Origin of the sequence: Croceibacterium soli (assembly GCF_009828065.1) — a bacterium.
GTDB lineage: Bacteria > Pseudomonadota > Alphaproteobacteria > Sphingomonadales > Sphingomonadaceae > Croceibacterium_B > Croceibacterium_B soli.
In genome coordinates, this window is the sequence record NZ_WTYK01000006.1 from 20,151 (window position 1) to 36,544 (window position 16,394).

Annotated in this window: 15 protein-coding genes and 1 tRNA gene; 5 read left to right on the forward strand and 11 right to left on the reverse strand. The window is 68.7% G+C overall.

The features are described from left to right. Positions 1-19: 19 nt before the first annotated feature. The 3 genes from GRI75_RS10710 to GRI75_RS10720 form a co-directional block, all read right to left on the reverse strand. A complete protein-coding gene (locus tag GRI75_RS10710) occupies positions 20-565 on the reverse strand; it encodes a GNAT family N-acetyltransferase (RefSeq protein ID WP_160746982.1) in 546 nt (181 codons plus the stop codon). Positions 566-569: 4 nt separating this feature from the next. Further along, positions 570-1,745 carry an amino acid aminotransferase gene (locus GRI75_RS10715; RefSeq protein ID WP_160746983.1) on the reverse strand — a complete coding sequence of 392 codons (1,176 nt, stop codon included), beginning with the start codon at positions 1,743-1,745 and terminating at the stop codon, positions 570-572. A 76-nt stretch (positions 1,746-1,821) separates the two neighbouring features. After that, positions 1,822-2,622, reverse strand: coding sequence for a DUF1134 domain-containing protein (locus GRI75_RS10720; protein ID WP_202389724.1), 801 nt, complete (start codon positions 2,620-2,622; stop codon positions 1,822-1,824). A 191-nt stretch (positions 2,623-2,813) separates the two neighbouring features. Here GRI75_RS10720 and GRI75_RS10725 point away from each other — a divergent pair. Then, positions 2,814-2,906: transfer RNA gene (locus GRI75_RS10725), tRNA-Ser, on the forward strand. Positions 2,907-2,944: 38 nt separating this feature from the next. Here GRI75_RS10725 and GRI75_RS10730 read toward each other — a convergent pair. From GRI75_RS10730 to GRI75_RS10755, 6 genes are all read right to left on the reverse strand, one after another. After that, positions 2,945-4,600: a phytoene desaturase family protein gene (locus tag GRI75_RS10730; RefSeq protein WP_160746985.1), complete on the reverse strand. Its 1,656-nt coding sequence runs from the start codon at positions 4,598-4,600 to the stop codon at positions 2,945-2,947. Next, entirely contained in the window at positions 4,597-4,803 is a 207-nt protein-coding gene (locus GRI75_RS10735) for a hypothetical protein (RefSeq protein ID WP_160746986.1), read from the reverse strand. The genes GRI75_RS10730 and GRI75_RS10735 overlap by 4 nt, the downstream gene beginning before the upstream one ends. 184 nt (positions 4,804-4,987) lie before the next feature. Beyond that, a complete protein-coding gene (locus GRI75_RS10740) occupies positions 4,988-5,398 on the reverse strand; it encodes a DoxX family protein (RefSeq protein ID WP_160746987.1) in 411 nt (136 codons plus the stop codon). Positions 5,399-5,458: 60 nt separating this feature from the next. Continuing rightward, positions 5,459-5,602 (reverse strand): hypothetical protein, encoded by a 144-nt coding sequence (locus tag GRI75_RS10745; protein WP_160746988.1) that lies wholly within the window; start codon positions 5,600-5,602, stop codon positions 5,459-5,461. A gap of 103 nt (positions 5,603-5,705) precedes the next feature. After that, positions 5,706-8,888 (reverse strand): DEAD/DEAH box helicase, encoded by a 3,183-nt coding sequence (locus GRI75_RS10750; RefSeq protein ID WP_202389714.1) that lies wholly within the window; start codon positions 8,886-8,888, stop codon positions 5,706-5,708. 44 nt (positions 8,889-8,932) lie between these two features. Next, entirely contained in the window at positions 8,933-9,676 is a 744-nt protein-coding gene (locus GRI75_RS10755; protein ID WP_160746989.1) for a helix-turn-helix transcriptional regulator, read from the reverse strand. A 571-nt stretch (positions 9,677-10,247) separates the two neighbouring features. Here GRI75_RS10755 and GRI75_RS10760 point away from each other — a divergent pair. From GRI75_RS10760 to GRI75_RS10775, 4 genes are all read left to right on the forward strand, one after another. Continuing rightward, positions 10,248-10,769 (forward strand): hypothetical protein, encoded by a 522-nt coding sequence (locus GRI75_RS10760; RefSeq protein WP_160746990.1) that lies wholly within the window; start codon positions 10,248-10,250, stop codon positions 10,767-10,769. 65 nt (positions 10,770-10,834) lie between these two features. Then, the gene (locus GRI75_RS10765) at positions 10,835-11,593 is read left to right on the forward strand and encodes a fimbria/pilus periplasmic chaperone (RefSeq protein ID WP_160746991.1); all 759 of its coding nucleotides are present in this window, start codon (positions 10,835-10,837) and stop codon (positions 11,591-11,593) included. A 15-nt stretch (positions 11,594-11,608) separates the two neighbouring features. Further along, a complete protein-coding gene (locus GRI75_RS10770) occupies positions 11,609-14,167 on the forward strand; it encodes a fimbrial biogenesis outer membrane usher protein (protein ID WP_160746992.1) in 2,559 nt (852 codons plus the stop codon). After that, complete coding sequence (locus GRI75_RS10775) at positions 14,164-15,093, forward strand: hypothetical protein (protein WP_160746993.1); 930 nt, start codon at positions 14,164-14,166, stop codon at positions 15,091-15,093. The genes GRI75_RS10770 and GRI75_RS10775 overlap by 4 nt, the downstream gene beginning before the upstream one ends. A gap of 169 nt (positions 15,094-15,262) precedes the next feature. Here the strand turns inward: GRI75_RS10775 and GRI75_RS10780 are convergent, their stop codons facing one another. Both GRI75_RS10780 and GRI75_RS10785 read right to left on the reverse strand, forming a co-directional pair. Continuing rightward, positions 15,263-15,802: a 2,4'-dihydroxyacetophenone dioxygenase family protein gene (locus GRI75_RS10780; protein WP_160746994.1), complete on the reverse strand. Its 540-nt coding sequence runs from the start codon at positions 15,800-15,802 to the stop codon at positions 15,263-15,265. 14 nt (positions 15,803-15,816) lie between these two features. Further along, positions 15,817-16,362, reverse strand: coding sequence for a 2,4'-dihydroxyacetophenone dioxygenase family protein (locus GRI75_RS10785; RefSeq protein ID WP_160746995.1), 546 nt, complete (start codon positions 16,360-16,362; stop codon positions 15,817-15,819). Positions 16,363-16,394: the final 32 nt, after the last annotated feature.

Consider the following 16,394-nt stretch of genomic DNA (forward strand, 5'->3'; position numbering starts at 1 on the left):
TCTCCACCGGTGCGGAGCGTCACCTGGCGGCGAGCGGACCGCCGGCGAAATCCTCGCGCGAGATGGCGTAGATCACGTGCAGGACCGGCCGCCCTGCCCGGTCGGTCACGAACGTCTCGCCGGTCAGCTTGCCGCCGATGTTGGCCATGGCCTTGCGCGAAATCACGTTGTCCGCGCCGACGCGGAAGATCACCCGCGCCACGTTCTCGAACGCGTGCTCGAGCATCAGCCGCTTGAATTCCGCGTTGTAGCCGCGCCCCCAGAACGCGCGGGCGAGGAACGACCAGCCGATCTCGACACTCGCGCCGTTCGCGGGATCGTATTCCTGGAAGCGCGAGGAACCGATCACCGTACCGCTGCCTTTGTCGACGATCGCCAGGGCGCCGCCTTTCGCCAGGGCATCCTCGAAGAACGCGCGGAACACCGGCTCCTGCCAGCGGTCGTGCGCCGGGTGCAGCGCCCACAGCTCGGGATCGGAAGCGACTGCGAAAAGCGCCTCCCAATCATCGGGCCGGACCGGCCTCAGCAGCAGCCGCTCCCCTTCGAGGACCGGCTGCCTGTCCATCGGCTCAGCCGGCCACCGCCGCGATCGCCGCGGTGAACTTGGGGATGTTGTCGGTGGTCAGCCCGGCGATGTTGATGCGCCCCGATCCGGCCATGTATATGCCGTAGTCGGCCCGCAGCGCCTCGATTTGCTCCTTGGACAGCGGCAGCATGGCGAACATGCCGCTCTGACGGGCGAGCGGCGCCAGGTCGACGCTGCCGAGCTGCCCTGCGCCGGCCAGCGCTTCGCGCACCTGGCGAATGCGCGTGCGCATCTGCTCGAGCTCCGCCAGCCACCGCGCGGTCAGGTCCGCGTCGCGCAGCACCAGCCGCACTGCAGCGGCGCCGTGATCCGGCGGCATGGACCAGGCCGCGCGGGCCAGCGCGTGGCCGTTCGACAGGATCCGCTCGATGTCGCCTGCATCCTTCCCCAGCACGTAAAGCGCGCCGACGCGGTCGCGGTAGAGGCCGAAGTTCTTGTCGCAGCTCTGGGCGATCATCGCCTCGGGCACGGCATCGACCAGCTTGCGTACGCCGTAAGCGTCCTCGTCCATGCCGTAGCCGAGACCCTGGTAGGCGAGATCGACGATCGGCAGGACGGGACTGTCGGCGAGAATGGCGACGATTTCGTCCCACTGATCGGGAGTGTAGTCGATCCCGGTGGGATTGTGGCAGGCGCCGTGGAGCATCACGGCATCGCCCTCGCCCGCACCGGCAAGCGCTGCCTTGAGCGCCGCGAAGTCCGGAGTCCCGTCCTCGGCCGCGTGGTTGAACCCGGCCAGCTCGAGCCCGAGATCCTTGACGATCTGGGCGTGGTTCGGCCAGCTCGGCGTGCCCATCAGCACCCGCGTGACGCCGGCCTTCTTCGCCAGCGCCAGGGCCAGGCGCACGGCGCCGGTGCCGCCGGGGGTCTGCATCCCGTCGATCCGGCCGCCGCGCGTGGGATTGCTGCCGAAGACATAGGGCATCAGGGAATGGACGAAGCCCATGTCGCCTTCCGGGCCGAGGTAGGCCTTGGTGTCCTGCTCGGCGACGAGCTTACGCTCAGCCGCCTTGATCGCCTCGAAGACCGGCGTTGCGCCGTCCCCGGTGCGATAGACGCCGACGCCGAGGTCGATCTTGTCGGCGCGCGGGTCCGCGTCGTGGAGCTTGATGAGCGCGAGCAGCGCGTCGGCGGGCTGTTGTTCGAGTCTGTCCAGCATGGCGGCGGCTTTGCCGAGCACGCCGCCGCCTATCAAGAGCCAATCGAGCGATTCGGCCGGAAGATTTGCTGTCGCTTCAGAAAGGCAGCCAGCGCTGCTCCTTCGAAAACTTCATGTAGCCGGCATTGATGCCGAGCCGCAGGCCGGCGCCGACGCGGATCGGGATCAGCACGACATCGCCCTTGCGCATGTAGCTCGCGGTCATCCCGCCAACGACATAGGCGTCGCCGCTGCCGGCCGGATAGCGCTCGTAGAGCTCCTCGGTATCGTAGAGGTTGTAGACCAGGACGAACGTGTTGGCCGCATTGGCGCCGAGATCGAAGCCGATCGACGGACCCGTCCAGTAGACCGGCTTCTGCCCTTCGACTTTGTGGTAGAGCGTGCCCGAACCGTAGCGCACGCCGAGCGCGATTGCGCCGCCCGCCTCGCGGCCGACGATGTAGCCGTTGGGCTCGCCCTGCTTGCTCAGCAGGTCCTCGATCATCCGCGCGAGGCCTTCCGCGCCTTTGCCGAACAGGCCTTCGGCCGCGCCGATCAGGTCGTCCTGCTTGTAAGTATCGCCTTGCGCCGCCGCGACGCCCGGCTGCTCCGAAGCCTGCGTCGCCGCGACCGAGGGAGCGGAACTGGTGACGACCGGCTCGGCATAAGCCGGTGCGGGCGGGTTCGCGGGCGCCGGGTCCTGCCAGGCGGTCGAGGGGGCGGGCTGAGGCTGGGCCTGCGGCTGCGGCTGTGCGAGATCCCCGTCGATCGCCATGCCCTGGTCCGGGTCGATCGTCTGAATGGATTGCGCAGCGAGAGGCGTGGTGCCGGCCGCGGCGGCGAAAATGAGCGCGACGCCGATGAGCCGGCGGCGGCAGGTTGCGGCAAGTTCGATCATCATCATGTTTTCCCGTCCGTCCAAGCGGAGCTGTCCCCCGCGAGAAGAGTCCTTTGGCGCTGAAGCAGCAATGAATGGGCGGCGAGGCGAATCCGATTTGCGGTGAATCGAGTCCGCGCAAATCCGGCGCCAGCCCCACTTGTCGCCGCCGATACCCCCCGCTATAGGCCCCGCTTCGCCGCCGCGAAGCCGGAGACGTGGGTGAGTGGCTGAAACCACCGGTTTGCTAAACCGGCATACGGGTAAATCCTGTATCGAGGGTTCGAATCCCTCCGTCTCCGCCACGGCATGCATTGCCCTCGCATGCCGGCCATCAGTTCACTCAGAGGCTTGGTACCGCACCGCCAGGGTCGGTGTCCGCATTCGGAGCGCGCCGGCGGCGGAGGCGGGAGGTCAGGGGGAGGTCGCGCAGGACCTCATGGGCGCAGTTGTGCCCCGGTGCGCCGGTGACGCCGCCGCCGGGGTGGGTGCCCGCGCCGCACATGTACAGCCCGCCCAGCGGTCCGCGGTAGCTGCCGTGGCCGAGCACGGGGCGCGCCGACCAGAGTTGATCGAGCGACATGTTGCCGTGCATGATGTCGCCGCCGACGAGGCCGAACTTCCGTTCGAGACCCTTTGGGCTGAGGATCTGCCGGCCCAGGATCGACGCACGGAAACCCGGGGCGTGGGCTTCGACGGTGTCGACGATCGTGTCGGCGGCCTTGTCCTGCTCCTCGTCCCAGTCGCGGCCGTCGGGCAGCACGGGGGCGAACTGCTGGCAGAACAGGCTGGCCACGTGGCGGCCGGGCGGCGCGAGGGAGTCGTCCACCGTCGACGGTATCAGCATCTCGACGATCGGCCGCTGCGACCAGCCATCGCGTTTCGCATCCAGGAACGCGCGGTCCATGTAGTCCAGCGTCGGGGCCAGGATGATGCCGGACCGGTGGTGCTCGCCCGGCTCCGGCAGGCAGGTGAACCGCGGCAGTTCGGCCAGCGCGACGTTCATGCGGAAAGTGCCGGAGCCGGCCTGGAAGCCCTTGATGCGGCGGCGGAACTCGGGCTCGAGATCGCCGGGGGCGAACATCCGCTCGTAGAGGAGCTTGGGCCCGACGTTGGCGATCACCCGGGGCGCGGCAATCTCCTCGCCGCTTTCCAGCCGCACGCCGGCGACTTTGCCGCCATCCACCAGCACTTGCGCGACCGGGCTTTCGAGGCTGATCTCGACGCCATGATCGCGGCACACCTTGGCCATGATCTGGGTGATCGCGCCCATTCCGCCGACCGAGTGACCCCAGGCGCCCTTCTTGCCGTTGACCTCTCCGAACACGTGGTGGAGCAGCACGTAAGCCGAACCCGGTGTGTCGGGCGAAGCGTAGTTGCCGACCACCGCGTCGAAGCCGAAAGCGGCCTTCACGGCATCGCTTTCGAACCACGAGTCGAGAAAGGCACGCGCCGACTTGGTGAACAGGTCCAGGACATCGCGCTTCTCCGCCAGCGAGAGGCCGGCGAGCGCGCGGCCTTGCGTCACCCCGTCGATCAGCGTGCGCAGGCCCTCTCCGATGTTCGGCGGCGCCTTCAGCGCAAGGCCGCGCAGCACCTCGGCAACCGTTTCGAGCGCCTCGTAGTAGCCGGGCAGCGCTTCTGCATCGCGCTCCGAGAACTCGCGGAACTCGGCCTGGGTCCGCTCCAGTCCGCCGCCGAGCTTGAGATAGCGGCCGTCCTCCTGCGGAAGGAAGTTGGAGATCGGCCGCTCGATCACCCTGTAGCCGTGCTCCACCAGCCGCATGTCGCGGATGACCTTGGGCTGCAGCAGGCTGACCGTGTAGCTGGCCACCGAGTTGCGGAAGCCGGGGTGGAACTCCTCGGTCACCGCCGCGCCGCCAACGAGATCCCGCCGCTCCAGGATGCGCACCTTCTGTCCCGCGCGGGCGAGATAGAACGCGCAGACCAGTCCGTTATGCCCGCCGCCGATGATCAGGGCGTCGTAAGCCCTGGTCATCGCCGGCTCCACCCGGCGGTATTCTTCCAGTTGACATCGCGCGGACACAGGGTGCTTTCGTGGCACACCCCCACCTGCCAGGCCCGCGCGAACACGCGCTTCTTCTCGAGCTCGAAAAACTCGGCACCGCAGTCCGTCCATGCAGGCAGGCGCCAGCCGTCCTGCAGGTCGAAGTCCTGTATCGGATCGAGCTGCGTTGCCATCGAGTGCTCCTCCCCTGCCTGCACCATAGCGGTCGGTGGCGGCCTTGACAGCCCGCCTGTGCACAGCGGCAAACCAGCCAGCATCGGCACGAGGCTGAGCCCACTGGCGTCGTTCGCGATGGCCTGAACGAGCGCATCCCGCTGCGCAATCTCGGGCCGGGTGTGACTTACTACCGGACCGTGCTCACCGCGCTCGCGTCGCGCTAACGTTCTTCCAAGGCAGCACACCGCCGGTCCATAGCGCCAGCCATATGAGAACGGGCTGCATCAGCAGGCGGGGAACGTGGTACGCCAGGCCCAGCCCGCCGTCCGCGCGGTCGAGATCGATCAGCATGTGGTTCACGTTGGCCGGCCAGACGCAGAGCGCATAAAGGGCAAGGCCGATCGCGCCTGCGCGGCGCAAGCGCGGCTCCCACGGCTGGGCCAGAGCCACGGCACCGAGCAGTTCGGCGATGCCGGTAAGCTTCACCACTTGCTCGGCGAACGGCACGAACCCCTCGACGATCCGCACGAACGGCTCCGGGGCGACCAGGTGCAAGGCGCCGGCGATCGCGTATGACAGGGCGAGCAGCCAGCGCAGGGCGACGCGGATCACGGCACGGGCCGGTCGCTGAGGTGCCTCACCGGCGGCGGCTATACCGCACGGAGCCGCAGGTCACTGGTATCCGCCTTCCCGCTCGCGCTCTTCCGCAGCCTTCTTCTGCGCCTCGATCATGCTGTCGTGCTCTTGCTTCCCGCTCGAAGGCTGCTCCTTCTGCGGATCCTTCTGCCGATCGCCGCCTTGCTCATCCCGCTGCATGGTATTTCTCCTTGGCTGACCGACCAACCGCCCGTGGGAAGGCGGGTTCCTTGCTGGACCGACAGCGCGCGGGTCCGTGCGGGCATCGTGCAACCGGGCCGCATCAGTCGGCGGTCAGGAGATCCTCCAGCAGCGCGCGGATCCGTTCGAGCCGCTGGTCCGGATCTTCGATCGGCTCCTTCAGCAAAAGCCGGCCGTTGCTCGGCTCCAGGCCCGCGACATCGGATCGGAACGAAGCCTCCCGCGGCGTCAGCGCGATGGCTGCAGGGCCTGCGTCAATCCGCGCGATTTCCGCCGATCGCGCCAGCATTCGCACGCGCGACACCTCGATCAGGCGCTGCGCTTCCACGGGGAGCGCCCCGAAGCGGTCCTGCATCTCCGCCTCGAAGGCTTCAATGCCGGCCATGTCGGTGATGCGGGCAAGCCTGCTGTAGAGGGTGACCCGCACGTCCAGCTCCGGGATCCAGGCCTCTGGCAAGTTGCCGGAGACTCCCAGGTGCAGCTCCGGCGCCCAATGCTCCACAACCTCGCCGCGAGCCGTGCGCAGCGCGCTGCCCAGCAGATGCTGGTAGAGGTCGACGCCGATCAGCTTCATGTGCCCGGCCTGTGCGTCTCCCAGCAAGTCGCCGGCGCCGCGCATGTCCAGGTCGCGGGCGCTGATGGCGAAGCCGGCGCCGAGCCGGTCGAACGCCTGCAGCGTGCGCAGCCGCTTGAGCGTCCGTTCCGCGATCGTCGCATCCGGATCGGTCAGCAGCAGGATCTGGCCCCGCCGGCTGCCCCGGCCGACACGCCCGCGCAGCTGGTGCAGCTGGGACAGGCCGAAGCGATCGGCGCGCCAGACGATCATGGTGTTGGCGCGCGGCACGTCCAGTCCGGCCTCGATGATGTTGGTCGCAAGCAGGACATCGCCGTCGCCGCCCGCGAAGCGGACCATGGCTTCGTCGATGTCTGCGGCAGCCATCTTGCCGTGGGCTTCCCGCACGGTGAGGTTGGGCACCAAAGCCGACAAGCGCTCGGCCATCGCCGCCATGTCTTCGATCCGCGGGACGACCACGAAGCTTTGGCCACCCCGGCCTTTCTCGCGCATCAGGGCCGCGCGGACCCTGGCGGGCTCGAAGGTCCCGACGCTCGTGCGGATCGGCTGCCGGCGTGCGGGCGGCGTGGCGATAACGGAGACCTGCTGCAGTCCCACGAGTGCCGTCTGCAATGTGCGCGGGATGGGTGTCGCGGTCAGGGTCAACATATGGCAGTCGGCGGAAAGCCCGCGCAGCTTGGCCTTGTCTGCCGCCCCGAAGCGCTGCTCCTCGTCGATCACCACGAGCGCGAGGTCGTGATACTGCGCGCTCGCCAGGGCTCCCGTGCCGATCGCCACATGAATCGATCCGTCTGCCAGGCCTGCGTTGACCGCCTTCTTCTCGGCCGCGGTGGAGAGGCGGGACAGGCCGGCCACGACTATGCCGGTGCCTTCGAACCTGCGGCGGAAGCTTTCGAGATGCTGGCGGACGAGCACGGTCGTCGGCGCTGCGATCACCGCCTGCTTCCCGGCGAGCGCGGTCAGGGCCGCGGCACGGATGGCCACTTCGGTCTTGCCGTAGCCGACGTCGCCGACGACCAGCCGGTCCATCGGCTTGCCGGACGCGAGTTCGGTCCGCACTAGGCCGATGGCCCTCGCCTGGTCCGGCGTCTCGGTGAACGGGAAGCCGGCTGCGAAGCGCTCGTAAGCGGCCGGGTCGGGCTCGATGACGGCGGCGGAACGGCCGTCCCGTTCGGCAGCAAGGGCCGTGAGGCCACGGGCGCTCTCCGCGATCGCCGCATTGATCGCCGAGCGCCGCTTCTCCCAGCCCGAGCCGTCCAGCCGGTCGAGCGTGACCGCATCGGCATCGGCACCGTAGCGCCACAGCCTGTCGGCATCGCTGACCGGGACGAGGCGCCTGGTTTCACCGGCGTATTCGAGGACGATGGCATCCTCCGCATCGTCGCTGGTGCTGTCGATCGCCTCGAGGCCGACCACGCGCCCGATGCCGAAATCCTCATGGACGACGACGTCCCCGAGCCGGATCTCGCCGGCCTCGCCGTGCAGAACATCGAGACCGCTGTGCGCCGTCTCGCCCGTGGAAGCACGGCTCCCGAGCAGGTCGCCGGCGGCGACGACGAGCAGGTCCGGGAGCGACCACCCCTGATCGACCGGCATTTCCATGATGGCCGCTGTGCCCGCCGGCGCTGCCGCGAACGCCCTCCAGCTCGGGACCGCAACAGGATCGGATCCAAGGACTTTGGCCATGCGCCCGCCGAGGAAGCGCAAGTCGCGTGCGGCGCCGAGGACCATGACCCTGCCCCCGCTGCCGAGCACGTCCTTCGCGGCGCGGGCGAAAGCGCGGTGCGGCGCTTTGCTCTCCACGAAACGCGGCACCGCCTGTGCTGCGGGCGGTTCGATGGAGCGCCGCGTCGCCAGGACTTCGTCCCATCGCTCACGATCCACGACCGGTACCGAACCGCCGCCTGCCGCAGCGTCGCGCGCCAGGGCGACGAACCGGTCCCGGCGCCGCGGTGCATCGGGATCGATCGCGATCGCCGCTTGGGGCAGATGCTCGAACAGGGTGACCCAGTCCTGGCCCACGACCGGTTCGGAAGCCCTGCCGATCTCGATCTTCTCGAGCGGGTCATTGCCCATCTGCGTCGAGGGATCGTAGATGCGGATGGAGACGATCCGGCCGTTTTCGACCTCGACGCGGGAGGGGTAGGAAGCATCGGCCGGGAACAAGTCCACCACCTGTCCGCGCACGGCCATCTCGCCGGGTTCATCGACCCGGTCGTCCGCGAAATAGCCGATCTCCTCGAGAGTCGTGGCGAAAGTTTCGAGGTCAAGCTCGTCACCCACTTTCAGCGCGGGGGGCGCAGCGTCGAACCCCGATGGCGGCGGGTAGGCGCAGGCTGCCGCTTCGGCCGTGGTGACAAGCGCGATCCGGCCGCGGCCGCCCGTCGCCTGCGCCTGGCGCAGCTGCCGCAAGGCCGCGACGCGCCGGCCGATGTTGGCGGGCGAAGCGGGAGCGGAATCCCCGGGCAGCGCATCGCTCGAAGGGCAATGAATCACCACGTCTTCCGGCGCCGCCGATCGCAGCGCCGCGGCCACGGCTTCCGCCCGCTGCTCGTCGGACGCGACGAACATGACGTCCTCGGTTCCGAGCGCCTCGGCGAGGGTGACCGCCATAAGACCGATGGGAGCTCTCGAAAGCTCCGGCCGAGAGGCGCCCTGCCCCTCTCCCAAGCCCTGCTGATCAACGCGCATCGTCACTCCCCGGCCGCAACCGGAGGGCTGCGCGCGGGTCAACGTCAGACCGCGGCGGCTGTTCCGCGCGGCGTCGCCGGCAATCGTTCGGCGCGCGCATGATCGTTCGGCGGATCGAGGCGCATTCCTGCGCGCGCGGCTTTGACGGCTGCCTGGGTGCGGTTCGTCACGGCCAGCTTCACCAGCAGGGCGCGAACCCGCATTTTGATCGTGTTCTCGGCGGTGTGTTCCAGCAGGGCGATCTCCTTGTTGGAGTAGCCTTCGGATAGGAACCGCATCAGGCGGAGCTGGTCGTCCGTCAGCCCGGCGGAGCGGATCGCGGCGCGCTCCGCCGTGCCGTCCACCTGGCAGAAGCCGTCGACCAGGACCCGCCGCCTGTTTGCGGCGAGCAGGGCGAAATGGGCGATGTCCTCGGTCGCCACGTCGAACGGGACGATCGAGACGCTGGCGCCGCGGGCGATCAGGGCAGCGAGGAACGGGCCTTCGCCGTTGCGGCTCATCACCACCCAGTTCTGGTCGCCGGCGTCATCGAGCATCGCGCACCCTTCGCCCAAGACCGGATCGTCCTGCCCGGACTCCACGTAGAGGATCGCGCCGAAGTCCCCGTCCACGGCGGCCAGCGACGAGGCCCCGTAAGCAGAGACCAGGCCGGAGCGGTCGAGCGCCGCCTCGATCGCTTCGCGCAGGAAGCTTTCACGGCAGACGACCAGGATCTTCTTTCGCGCTGCGGGAAAGTCGACGATCTTCTGTCCGGGGTGGGGCGAGGGATCGGAGTGAAGCTCGTGCATAGCGATGGCGCCTCGCAAGCTGTTGGCGGGATCGGACGAGCCGTATTCCCGGGGCGCTCGCGCTTGGCCGGGTAGGTGCCGGGCCAATCTGCCGACGGTCGGTTCGGGGATCCCCTCCGGCCCTAGGGTACTGCAGGCGGAAGCGAATCCAACTAGGTACCAGCACGGATCGCGGAAGCCGGACGCGGCCCGGCGACCGAATCAAGCAGCCGATCTCGCCGAAACCCTTTCGAGCGCGCCGGCAACCCGAAGTGTCCGCGCGAGCCCCTCCGGGCGTCCCGCCGCACTTCTGCCGGGGCCGCGCCGATCTCGGCCATCCGTCGCCGCCGGACGGGCCAGCCGGACGCCCGTTATCGCTTCCAGCGCCGCAACGGTCATGGCTAACGACACCTTTACCACGTGGAGCCGGCCCCTGCCGCCGCATAGAATTGCGGCGAGAGATGCAGCAGGGCCGATGCCGGATTGGGGAAGCTCTCGGGGGTTTTTCGCTACCAAGCCTGAACCGATCTTCGATCATCGAACCGAGCATGCGGTTTCTCTCGACGACTACCCGTCAACCAGGAGAACGATCATGAAACGTCTTGCCAAGCTTATCATCGCCGCCGCCGTTCCCGCTCTGGCGTTCGCCGCCCCGGCGTCGGCCCAGGACACCGACTCCTTCGTCGTCAACCTCGCCGGCTCGGTCGACAGCGAGTGCGTGCTTCTGCCCGATGGCCCCGTCAACTTCGACGTGGACATGCTCGACGTCGGCAACCAGGGCCTGCTCGTCCTCGGTTATTCTTGCAACTCCCCCTACACGGTCTCGATCCAGTCGCTGAACGGCGGGATGCTGAACACCACCAGCGGCGGGGCCGTGAACATCCCCTACGCTCTCGAGGTGATCTCCACCCATGACGGCCCCGAAAGCTTCAATTCGGGCGACATCACCTCCCCCGTGGTCGTGGTGGAGGACACCGACTGGGTCAACATCGCGGCCAACGGCGGGCTCGCGGCAGGCAACCTGGATCTCAACTTCGCCGGACTGCTCGACGAATATGCAGTCGCAGGCGAATACTCCGACGAACTGACGTTCGTTCTCGAAGCGCAGCTCTGAAGACATTGGACGGAAAGGCGACCGGGGGCCGGCGGCCCCCGGTCATCCTTCGATCGGGGTACCTTATGCGCAGAGCGAAGCTGTTGTTCCCGTCGGTCCCGGCGGCGTTGCTGGCGGCCACGCCCACGGCCGCGCCGGGATACGATCTCCGCCCGATCGTGATCCAGCTGGCCCCGAGCGGGGCCGGTGCAAGCGACACGGTGGTCATCACCAACAGCCATGCCGTGCCGATCGCGATCGAGGTGCGCGCCTACCAGCGCTCGCAGAACCCGGACGGGACCGACCGGCGCATTCCGGAGGACAATGACATCATCATCACCCCGCCGCAGATGGTGATCGCGCCCGGCGCCAGCCAGTCGATCCGCCTTCGCTGGATCGGCGAGAGCAATCCCGAACGCGAGCTCGCCTTCCGCATCGTCACCGAACAGCTGCCCATCGCCCTGGGCCCGAAGCGCGCCGGCGAAGCAGTGGCGAACCTGTCGCTGGCCTACCGCTACGAGGCTGCACTCTATGTCGTGCCGCCCGCATCCAAGCCGGCCGCCCGCATCAGCCGCGCCGCGCCGGTGGAGGCGGACGGCAAGCGCTGGCTGGAACTGGACATCGCCAGCGAGGGAACGCGGCGCGCCATTCTCGACCAGCCTTCCGTCGCGGTCACGCCGCAGTCCGGGCAGCCGGCGGTTCTCGAAGGGGCGGCGGTGGCGCCGCTGGCGGCGCTCAATATCCTGTCCGGCGCCTATCGAACGGTGCGCCTGCCCTGGCCCGAGGGCGTGGCGTTCGGCCCGGTCGAGGCGGAGCTGCATACCGGCTACATGGTCTTCCAGTGAGTTCGGCGGCGGGTCATGCGATCCGGCCCGATCCAGCGAACCGCCCGCTGCCTGCTGTGCCTGCTGGCCGTGCCCGCGCAGGCCGCGGCCGCGCAGCAGGCGCCTGCCCCTGCCCCGCCGGGCGGCGGGCGAGGCGTGGACGAGATCTTCCGGGAGGTCTTCGGCCGCGAGCGGCCGCCGGTGCTGGAGGACACCTACCCGGTCATCGTCGACGGGGTGAACGCCGGCCTGTTCAGGATCCGGCCGGACGACACCGCCGGCCAGGGCTCGGTCGAAGGGCGCTTCGTCGGCAGCATATTGGCCGATCTCACGATCGGCGAGCTGCGGGCCAAGCTGCTCCGGCTGGGCGAACAGGAGACGGTCGGCTTTGCGCAACTGGTGCAGGCGGGCGTTTCGGCCCGGTTCGATCCGGCGGCGCTGACCCTGCATATCGGCATCCCGCTGGGCGCGCGGGGCACGCGGCACATCGACATCCGCCGGCTGCGGGAGCAGGCGAACGTCGAGCATGCGCGGCAGGCCCGGGTTTCCGGCTACCTTTCGGCCCGCGCGGGTGCGGCGCTGGTGGAAAGCTCGCGCACCGCGGCCGAAGGGTTCGAGGACCTCGCCGCAGAATTCGATCTTGCGCTCAACGTCGGCCGTGTCGTGCTGGAGGCGGAGTTCGGCTACGACAGCGAAAGGGCGCGCGAGTGGAGCCGGGGTGACGTGCGCCTGGTCCACGACGACCGGGAGCACCTGATCCGCTACGAAGCGGGCGATCTGTCCCTGGGCAGGGGCCCGTTCCGATCCTCGAACAGGATCGGCGGCGTGGCCGTGTTCCGGAACTTCGGGATCGACCCGTACCGCAACATCCGCCCGATCCCCTCGCGCGATTTCGTTCTGGAGCAGGCTGCGCGGGTCGAGGTGCTGTTGAACGGCGCGCCGCTGCGCACGCTCGACCTGCCCTCCGGCAACTACAATCTGCGCAACTTCGCGCTCGTCCCCTCCGCCGCGAACGACATCGAACTGCGCATCACTTATCGCAGCGGCGAGACGGTCGTCCTGCTGTACCCGGCGTTCTACGACCTGGACCTGCTGGAGTCCGGGCTGCTGGACTTCGCCGCCAATGTCGGCCTGCCCTACGACGACGAAGAGGGGCTGCGGTCCTACGACGCGGGCAACTACAACGCCGTGGCCTACGCCCGTTACGGCCTTTCCCCCACGCTGACCGCCGGCCTGCACTGGCAGGGTGACCGCACGTTCGACACCGTCGGCACGGACGTGGTCTGGGCTTCCCCGGTCGGGACCATCGGGGTCAACGCCTCCACAAATGTCCGCGATCCGGCGATCGGCAGCAGCCAGATCACAGTGCAGTACCGCTGGCGGGACAGCGATCGCAGCCTAGACCGCACCATCGACGGCCTGGTCACCATGACCGGCGCGCGATACCGCACGCTCGACCGGTTCTTCGGCCAGAGCCCGATAGCCCTGCAAGCCCGCGTCCGCGCCGGGCAGACCATCGGCCACGACGGGCGCCTGCAGCTTTACGGCGGCTACGACCGCGGGCGGGACGGCAGCGGCAATCGCCGGTACGGCGGCGGCAGCTACACGCACCAGTTCGCCTTCGGCGCGCTGACTTTCGGCCTGGAACACCGGGACGGGGACCGCCGCGAGCTCGCCGCGCGTACGGCCTTCTCGGTCCCGCTCGGCAGGGCGAGGCTCGGCGGCAGCGCGGAGACGTCGGACCACAGCGTGCGGCTGGACTACCGCGTTCCCACGCTGCCCGGCGTCGGCGGCTTCGGCTACAGCGCCAGCCTGGAGCGGCGCGACGGAGGCGACCGGCAGAGCCTGCGCGCGGACTACATCGGCAACCGCTTCGAGGCCGCCATCGCCCAGCGTGCCGAAAGCTTCTTCAGCAGCGGCACCCGGCGGGATCTGCGAACCGAGATCACGTTCGGGGCCGCGCTGGTCATGGCCGACGGGCATCTCGGCGTCGGCCGGCCGATCAGGAACAGCTTCGCCATCATCGCCCCGCACCGCGCGGCGCGCGAGTACGGAATCGCGGTGGAGCCGCGATCCGGCTTCGCCTCCACCGACACGCGCTATTCCGCCTACAGCGGCGCCCTGGGGCCGGCGGTGATCCCCGACCTGGCGGCCTATTTCGACCGCACGCTCCAGGTCCACGCGCCCGATGCGCCAGCCGGCACTTCGACGGGCGACCGGGTCTTCTCGGTCCGGCCGGGGCACCGTGCAGGCTATTTCCTGCTGGTCGGCGACGAGCGAAACGTATCGGTCGCCGGCAACATGGTGGACCGCGACGGCGACCCGGTCGCTTATGCCAGCGGCTTCGCCGAAGAAGTGGGCGGCAACGCGGGCCGAGAGCCGATCCCGGTGATCACCAATGCAGCGGGGCGCTTCTTCATCGAAGGGGTCGAGGCCGGTAAGAGCTACGCGATCAGCCTGGACCTGAAGGGCTCAGCGGCACGCGTCGTCCTCGAAGTGCCGGCAGATATCGCCGGGATCCATGCGCTTCCCGCACCCGTGGTGCTCGACATGGACGTGGAGCCCCCCGCCGCCAGCAAGGAAAATGGATCATGAGACGGACAGTCGCCGCCGCCGGTCGCGCCCTCCTAGTCCTCGGCGCGGAAGCCGCGCTGGCGCAATCTGAACTCACCGAGCCATGCCGCCTCGAACTCACCGGCGCCACGACGGTGGAGTGGCGCGGGCTGCATGGGCGGGGCTACGACGTGACCAGCCAGGAACAGGAGTTCGAGACGCTGCCCGTGGCGGTGCGGCACGAAGGCGCGGCCTGCGAATACTTCATCGCCGCGACGCCGTTGTCGTCCGGCGGCGAGGCCGTCCTGGTCGGCGCGGGCGACCGGCTATCGTGGGACTTGCGCAGCACGCCAACCGGGCCGTCGCTCGTCAGCCCCGATTTCCTCGGTCCGCTCGCGGGCCAGCTGGCGGGACGGTTCAAGGCCGGAGCCGGCACCCAGCCGCTATCGCTGTTCTTCACCATCCCGCCCGGCCAGTTCGTGCGCGGAGGACACTACCAAGGTGAGTTCGTGCTGCGGCTGTTCCGCCGGGACGGCGGCGCGCCCGAACTGCTGTCGGAACTGCCGGTCGCGGCCATTGCCGCCGTGCCTTCGATCCTGCAGGTCAGGTCGGACGACTTCACCGGCGGCTCTCGCGAGATCAGCATCGATCTCGGCAATCTCAACGATCCGGCCGTGCGCGCGATCAGCTTCGACATCCTCAGCAACACCGCCGTGGCGGTGGACCTGACGTCGGCGGCCGGCGGCGTGCTGGCGCACCAGTTCGGCGGGCCGGGCGTTCCCTACCGATTGCGGCTGAACGGTGCGGCGGTACCGCTCGGCGGCCCGGCGCGGGAACGGCTCGACATGGCGGCGTCGGACGGCAGCCGGGCCGCCGTGGTCGAGATCTCCGTCCCTTCCACGGCCGGCCCACTGCCGGCCGGCCGCTACTCCGACACCCTGACAATGACCTTCATCGCCGAGTCCTGACGCCCGCGTCGTCCCGGCGAACGCCGGGACCGCTGGCCGCTTGGTTGGACCCTGCGTCGTCCCGGCGAACGCCGGGACCGCTGGCCGCCTGGTTCGACCTGTAGGCCAGCGGTCCCGGATCAAGTCCGGGACGACGATACAGCGGTCCCGGAACGAGCCCGGGACGGCGTTAGAGGTACAGCTTCTGGTTGATCGCGATGCCGTGCTCGCGGCAGTATTCCTCGTAGTGGTTCATCATCCACCACACGTCGACGGTCTCGATGAACTGCGCGTTCTCGTCGTAGAACTCGATCGGGCCTTCCATCCAGCCGAACAGCTTCACGCCGTCCGGGTGCTCGGTGACGAGCGTGTGGCTCTCACCCGGAACCTCGAGGATCAGACCGCCCGGCGTCGCCGTCCAGTCGTACTCGAGATAGCGGACGCTGCCTTCGAGCACGACCATCGTGATCGTGCCGCGGTGGAGGTGCGTGCCGACGACGCCGGGGCCTTTGACCCACAGGATGTTCGAGAACAGGTTGCGGCGCACGTCGAACGACAGGTGCTTGATCGCCGCAGTATCGCCGAACGGCACCCACGGGCTGTCGACGTCGCTCTGCGCGTCGATGTAGCGGCCGCCGGGGGAGTGCTTCTCCACCAGCGAACGGTAGTTGAAGGGAACGTCGACGATTTCCTTCTTCGTCGACGGCGGAGCTTTCATCTGAGTGGCCATGGTATGGGTTCCTGTTAACGGATCAGGCTGTCGAGGTAGGCGGCGCCGATGCCGACCTCCTCGTAATGCGCGCGGGCATCCTTCATGTAATCGAACACGTCGTAATGCCCAAGCGTGTTGCCCTGTTCGTCCAGCCACATTAGCGGGCCGGACACGACGAAGAACACGCGCATCGGATCGGGATGCTCGTAAGAGACGAGCGTGTGGCTCTCGCCGGGCGCCTCGAAGATGAAGTCGCCCGCCGTGGCGGTCCACTCATGCTCGAGATAGGCCCATTTGCCGCTGATCGTGTAGGCCCAGATCGGCTTGGGATGGTAGTGCCGGTTCACGATGCACGGCTTCTTGGCCATCAGCACGTCGGCCCACATGTTCAGCGCGGGGCTGATCCACACCGGCTTTGAATAGACGTCCTCCACTTGCGGGCGGCCGATCGGCACCCACAGCCGCTCGTCGCCTTCGGCGATCTTGGACATGTAGGCTTCCGGCTTCGCGCCGGGACGCAGCGAATGGGGGACCGGGGGCGTTCCAGCCCAAGGTTCGGTGGTTGGCGCTTCGGGCATTTGAGGATCTCCGCGATTGAAGTGGAGGCGGG